Annotated in this window: 5 protein-coding genes; 2 read left to right on the top strand and 3 right to left on the bottom strand. The window is 33.6% G+C overall.

Translation table 11 applies throughout. The features are described 5' to 3' along the window. The first annotated feature begins 373 nt into the window (after positions 1-373). Positions 374-619 (top strand): hypothetical protein, encoded by a 246-nt coding sequence (locus B0A67_RS14710; RefSeq protein WP_072953886.1) that lies wholly within the window; start codon positions 374-376, stop codon positions 617-619. A gap of 34 nt (positions 620-653) precedes the next feature. Here the strand turns inward: B0A67_RS14710 and B0A67_RS14705 are convergent, their stop codons facing one another. Together B0A67_RS14705 and B0A67_RS14700 are read right to left on the bottom strand one after the other, a co-directional pair. Further along, positions 654-2,168: a glycoside hydrolase family protein gene (locus B0A67_RS14705; protein WP_072953888.1), complete on the bottom strand. Its 1,515-nt coding sequence runs from the start codon at positions 2,166-2,168 to the stop codon at positions 654-656. Between the two features lie 130 nt (positions 2,169-2,298). Beyond that, complete coding sequence (locus tag B0A67_RS14700; RefSeq protein WP_072953889.1) at positions 2,299-4,479, bottom strand: HAD-IIB family hydrolase; 2,181 nt, start codon at positions 4,477-4,479, stop codon at positions 2,299-2,301. A gap of 403 nt (positions 4,480-4,882) precedes the next feature. Between B0A67_RS14700 and B0A67_RS14695 the strand changes: the two genes are divergently transcribed. Further along, entirely contained in the window at positions 4,883-5,824 is a 942-nt protein-coding gene (locus B0A67_RS14695) for a proline dehydrogenase family protein (RefSeq protein WP_072953892.1), read from the top strand. Between the two features lie 88 nt (positions 5,825-5,912). Here B0A67_RS14695 and B0A67_RS14690 read toward each other — a convergent pair whose 3' ends face one another. Further along, positions 5,913-6,368, bottom strand: a complete 456-nt coding sequence (locus B0A67_RS14690; RefSeq protein ID WP_072953894.1) for a hypothetical protein — start codon at positions 6,366-6,368, stop codon at positions 5,913-5,915. Positions 6,369-6,442: the final 74 nt, after the last annotated feature.

The raw sequence follows: 6,442 nt of genomic DNA, 5'->3' as shown, positions 1-6,442 counted from the left end.
ATACAGCTTGTTTTTTATTAAATATACTTTGATGTTTTTTTTAATTCATACGACAATAAGATTACTTTAAAAAGAAACTAAAAGTATTGGTTTTACAGTTCTTTTTTAAGAAAAAACAAAAATTAATGACTATTCTATTCTACACTTAAACAAAAGCAATTCAAACTGTTAGACTAATAAAAAATATTTTTAAGAGAAAAGATCTAATTTTTTGGATTATATTTCAAACTAAAAAGTCAATTATAACGTAATTACCAGAAACGATAGTCTTGTAATGAGATAAATTCAATTCACTGTTACGTTTTTGGAAAAATATTGAGTTTTATCTTATTCCTGATTATCGTTATTTTATTTAATTTTAAGAAGATTAACTGTGGACAAAATTAATGTACAAAGATTAAAAAAGACTTTAGCTTATCTGGAAAGCAAACAGCGCGAATTACAAAGAAATCACGAAACCGACACCCGCACTATCGAATCACTGATCAAATTTCTAAAAAAGGATATGCTGGAGCAATTTAAACTGTACCATTACGACATCTACATCAAAAACGAAATTCACAATACTGAAACTTTTATTCAAAGTGTTCAAAGCATTATAGATAGTAATTCTCATTGAAGTTAATGAGAATTACTATTTTTTTTAATTAAAATCAATTGCTTTGGGTTATTTTATTAAATTCTTCAAGAGATTTAGTAGGATCTGCAGTGGCATATTCATTTTCAGGTTCCGGAATCACATGAATTTTTGAATCACTTAATGCTACTATCGCTGAACATACGTATACCCCTATTTTTCCCTCACTGTATTTAAAATCCAATAAGGTTAGTTTGACTACTTCATTGATGGAGAGTTCGTAGTAATTTCCGTAACGAATAATTTTAAAATAAATCTCTTTGCTTTCTACAATTTCAAATTGATTGGTTTGAATGTTTTCAAAAACAAAATTGTTCTTGACATCTTTTTCATTAAATCCCCATGCCCTGAACTGAACAAAACCATTTACAAAATCAATGGATATATAATAGGCCGTTCCCTGCTCATCACATTCGATTACGAAACCTGTTTTTCCCATTCCTTCAACAGCCAGTGTTCCTTCCCAAACAAAATTTTCTGAAGGTTTTTCAAAGCAAAAGACTTCATAACCGCTTCGACAGCCAATGCGCCATTTATTTTCATTTTCTATCACGAAATTAGCTGAAGGATTTCCTAAAATCGGAACCGGAATTGGTAAGTTTCTCTGGTGAATTGTTCTTTGATAAAGCGTTCTCCAATGGTGGTAGGTCTTTAGTAACAATCTGCCGTTACTGTCAACATCTAATTGTTTTGGCGGCGGAATTACGCGAAGTGTGTTGACATTTCCTCCAACAAAGTAAAAGTTATATATCAAATAATACTCTCCTTCTTTTACAATTCTTGCGGCATAATTGCCTTGCGGCATTAAAACATTATTATGAAAAGCGTGATATTCTCCTTTAAAATCCGGAGAAAACCAATAACGCACTTTTATATCTTCACGAATGGAACCTAATAGATAATGCATTCCTTTTATTTCGACCACACAGGGACATTCAATGTCATCATATACGTAGGCTACATGCAGCGGTTTTTGAAGGACAAAACCTTTCTCGCCTCTTTTTGCAACACCAATACAGCCTCTTCTATAGGTTGGTCCTACAGCACTTCGGGCACAAATTAATAAATAATCTTCACCTTCAAACTGGTATTTATAAGGATCTCTGAAACTAAGCCATTCCCGTGGGTTATTGTCCCGGCTTTCATAATAAGGTGCTTCACTTCTTAACGGTAAACCGTATTGATTGTCTTTTGTCCAGTGAATTAAATCAGGCGAAACGGCACGGCCCACTTTTTGTGTAATTCCTTTGTCCTGACGCTTTAGACCTGTATAATACATTTCGTAACCTTCTCCTTCTGAGTTCTTACTGACATGCATTGTCCACAACATATCATCGTCCCATTCTCCGGGATCTCCTACAAACAAAGCGTTTTTTACTCTTCTCCACGAAAGACCATCTTTAGAAACTGCATGTGCAATATAATCGTGATTAGGTATAATTAAATGAAATAAATGATGCACTCCGCTATCATCTATAAATACATCAACGTCTCCTATTTCCCAATTACTAAAACCTGAACCTGAATACATATTATTTAATTTTTTTATTTAATGTTGGGTTTAATTTCTTAAATTTTACATGACACAGCTGCAGCATAGTTTTTTGGAGTCCAGAATCTATGTTGCCGGTATGCCAGAACCCGTTACGCCCAACGTTTATTTATTTAATTATTTTATAGTGTTTTAATCCTTCTAAAATTCCTTCAGAAGCAGCACTTTTAGCCACATAAATACTTTTAGTAGTTTCATATTGCGCCAATTCCGGGCTTCGGTTCCCTACGATAATCCCTTTCATAGATCCTCTGAACATGTCAATATCATTTCCTGAATCACCCGCAGCAATCACATTGGATAATGGAATAGACCATTTGCGGCATAAAAATTTAATTGCATTTCCTTTTGAAGCTCTTTTGGGTATAAAATCGAGAAACTCGCCGTGACTTGGGATAATATTTACTTTGTACCATCCCGTGCCCAAAACTTCGATTAACTGATCATAATCGTATTTTTCCTTATCGTAATAATACGAGATTTTATACGGATTTTGGGCTTCTTGTTCCTGTAATCGCAACCAAGGAATCGCTTTTAAGCGATTTACAATATCTTCTCTTTTCCAGCGGCCGGCCAAAAATTTTGCCCATCCTTTGTCCAGAATATAATCTTTACCGTTTGTATAATAAATTTCAGTCCCTACAGAACAAATAATAAAATCAGGCAAAGGAAATTGTTCCTCTTCGATGACTTGTTTTACCAGTGCCAGGTTTCTTCCGGACGCGAGGGCAAAGGCCATTTTATCCGTTCGGTTGATCAAATGTTCTTTTAATTCTTTTAGTCCGGGGTTATTTAACTTTGGTTCGATCAGTGTCCCGTCAATATCCGAAACAAACAAATGTTCGACCTTTCTTTTCAGTCGTTCGATATTGATATTAGGATAATGCTGTTTTTTGATTCCTGAACCGGATGATAATGATAAGTTTTCATTTACCAGTTCAACATATTGATTGACATGACTTAACCAGCTATAGTGCTTCTGAATGTTAATTGCTCCATTATTCGAGTAATACTTCCATTGACTTTCATTGGTCAAAATATTCCGTAACGCTTTTTTTATTTCATTTTCATTTAATGGATCTACTAGTTCCCCGTTCTGACAAGTTGGAATAATTTCTGACGGACCGCCGTTTTTAGTCACCACAACCGGCAGACCTGAACTCGCAGATTCAATTACGGTTAATCCGAAGTTTTCATGCAAAGCCAAATTGACAAAAACCCCGCGTTTTTCGGCAGCATAACGATAGATAATCGATACCTCGTTTTCTACATCATGTTTCTTTGGAATTGCCATTTTTCCGTACAAATCATATTTGTCCATTAATAACAGTAAGTCTGTCAAAACGTCTTTTTCTGATTCCGGCATTTGCGAAATATCTTTTCTGATTCCGGCAAAAATAACCAGATTGGCAATGCTTTGCAATTCTTTATCCTTGCCATAAACCTCGATTAAAGTGTGAAGATTTTTATGGCGATCCGGTCTTGAAAGTGCTAAAATAAATGGTTTGTGCGGATTTATTAAAAACTTAGAAATGGTTTCAGCCACCCAGTATTTTCTCTGCTCCTCTTCCATTTGTTTGTCAGAATCCTGTTCTCGGTGATAATACGGAACGAATTTACTGGTATCAATTCCGGGAGAAATGGCGTGGTATTTCCCTAATTCAAAATTTTTGTAGGGTTTATAAGTTTCAATTTCCTGCTCTGTAGAGGTTACAATAAACTCAGACAATTCTAATGTCTTTTCCTCTGCGGCAATTCTTTGCTGAAACTTAAATTTCTTTTCGATTTCTTCTTCACTCAAACCGCTTTCCAGTAATTTATTCTTTTTATGAAAACCTAGTGAATGCCCGGTATGAGCGAAAGGAATGTTTAATATGGTGGATAATTCACTGGCGACGTATCCTGCATCTGCATAATGTGAATGTATCCAATTGGGAAAAATATCATGAAGTTTGATATTCTGCACTATTCCGTTTACAAAAGTGTCTAAACCCTCCCATAATTGTTCTTTAGGCTTGTATTTTTTTCCTAAAAAAGGAATTCTTCTTATGTCTAATTTTTCATTAATGATTTCGATAGGTACTGCATATTCAGGAGAAAGGTTTTTGTCATCGATCAGCCTTGTAAATATATGAACATGTTCTACAGCTTCGTGTTGTGATAAAAACTCAGCCAGTTCATAAACGTATTTAGTTTGTCCTCCATTATCAGCATCTCTACCAATCTCCAAACCTGAACCTTTTAAGAGGCCGTGTATGTTGATTAATGAAATTCGTAATTTTGTCATCATTGTTTTTATTTGTTAGAATTTTTAAGATACGAAAAAACGAGCAGTTTGACCGGAATTGCCAAAAAAAATAACAGGTTTCTTAACATTTCAGTTTAAAAATGTAAGAATCATAGTGATCCTGAATCTCTAATCTCCTTATCTGAGCATTCTCAATAAGTTGATTGTTCGATCCTTGTTTTCAGGAATAATTATTACAAATAAAAACACATCTAACTGCTATATTTCGACATCTGGTTTTATATTTGTGAAAGGAACACTATCCAATAAATTTTCTAATTTTCACAAAAAAAAGAAAATGGAATAGTACTGACAAAATGAAAATAAACTATAATTATTTATGTTTCTTTTCTGACAACAAACTCAATTTGCTACTATTTTTTTTATATCAATACTAAACAATAACATGGAACAGGATTTACTACAAATGGGTGCGAGTGCTTTAAGAAAAGCAGCCTTAAATGAGCAGGCAAAAGATTATATTCTTTCAAATGAAATCTTATTCAGAACACTAAAAAAAGCCGCAGACCGCTATATTGGCGGTGAAACATTAGAAGAAACTATTGTTAAGGTCAAGGAACAAAACAAGCATGGATTTAAAACCTCTATGGAGTTCATGGGCGAAAATACGAATACAGAAAAAGAGGCTGCTGAAGCTTCTGATGAATTTATCCGAATAGCACAGGAAATAAAAAAACAAAGTCTGAACTCGACTGTTTCTCTCGATCTTTCTCATATTGGTTTAGCATTATCAAAGGATTTGTGTTTGAATAATTTGGATTTAATCTGTCAGGAAGCTGAAAAAGACAATATTGAAGTAACGATCAGTGCCGAAAAAATTGAAATAACCGATGCTGTAATTGACGTGTACAAAACGGCTTCTCAAAAATATAACAATGTCTCGATTACGCTTCAGGCTTACCTGCATCGATCAAAAGACGATTTTGAAGATTTGATTCAGCAAAACGGAAGAATCAGAATGGTAAAAGGTGCTTTTGAAACTCCTCAGGGCATCTCGATTCCAAGAGGAGCAGCACTTGATGAGCGTTATTTATACTATGTCGATCAGTTATTATCCAGAAATCACAGCTGTGCTATTGCAACACACCATGACCTGATTCAGAAAGAAGTTGTTGCAATGCTTGAAAATTATAAAACCAGCAAAGATTTGTATGAATTTGAAAGTTTGTACGGAATTCAGAATGAGCAGTTAGCACGATTAAAAGAGCAAGGTTATCCTGCCAAATTGTACTTTGTGTATGGCAAAGAATGGTACTTGTATTTGTGCAACAGAATTGCCGAATATCCTCTGAATATCTTTCAGGCATTAAATGATATCGTGAGTTAACACTCTCTTTGTTTTATATTTAAATAAAAAAAAACCAGTAAAATAAACTTTACTGGTTTTTCTGTTTTTGCAGCAATTTTGTCTTTAGTTATATTAAAAAGAATATTGTTTTAAAAGAATTGTGTCCTTTCATCCGATTTTTATACGAATTGGATAAACCTTTTTTAGCCATTAGTTCTTTTGATCCCGAACTTTCCTTAAGATACAATTTTAAATCCTTAATGATGGTTCTTTTTGTTTTATAACCGTCTAATACAATCAGATCATTTATTTCTTCTATAAACGATGCCTGAGTATACAAACGCTTGTTGAATAAACACACCAGGATAATTGACCCTTTTTTTTCTATAGTCAAAAAATCGATTAATTCTGATTTATTATAAACAACAAATACAAAATGACCGAAAGAGGCAATCCCAATCTGACTATGAACAAAAAAAGGATCTAAGATGAATTCAAACTCATCTGTAAATTCTTTTCTGAACAGTTTTAAGAAATGGCCTCTATTGTCATTTACTAAAACTCTTATCTTTTCTGCTGCCATATTTTATCACTTTTTACAATTTTCCAAAACTCACTATTGAAAAATAAGCGCAATAAATGTCACAATAAGACATA

The sequence above is a fragment of the Flavobacterium aquidurense genome, assembly GCF_002217195.1.
Lineage (GTDB): Bacteria > Bacteroidota > Bacteroidia > Flavobacteriales > Flavobacteriaceae > Flavobacterium > Flavobacterium frigidimaris.
Note: the sequence above shows the minus strand (reverse complement) of the source record. Positions and strands in the feature narration are given on the sequence as shown.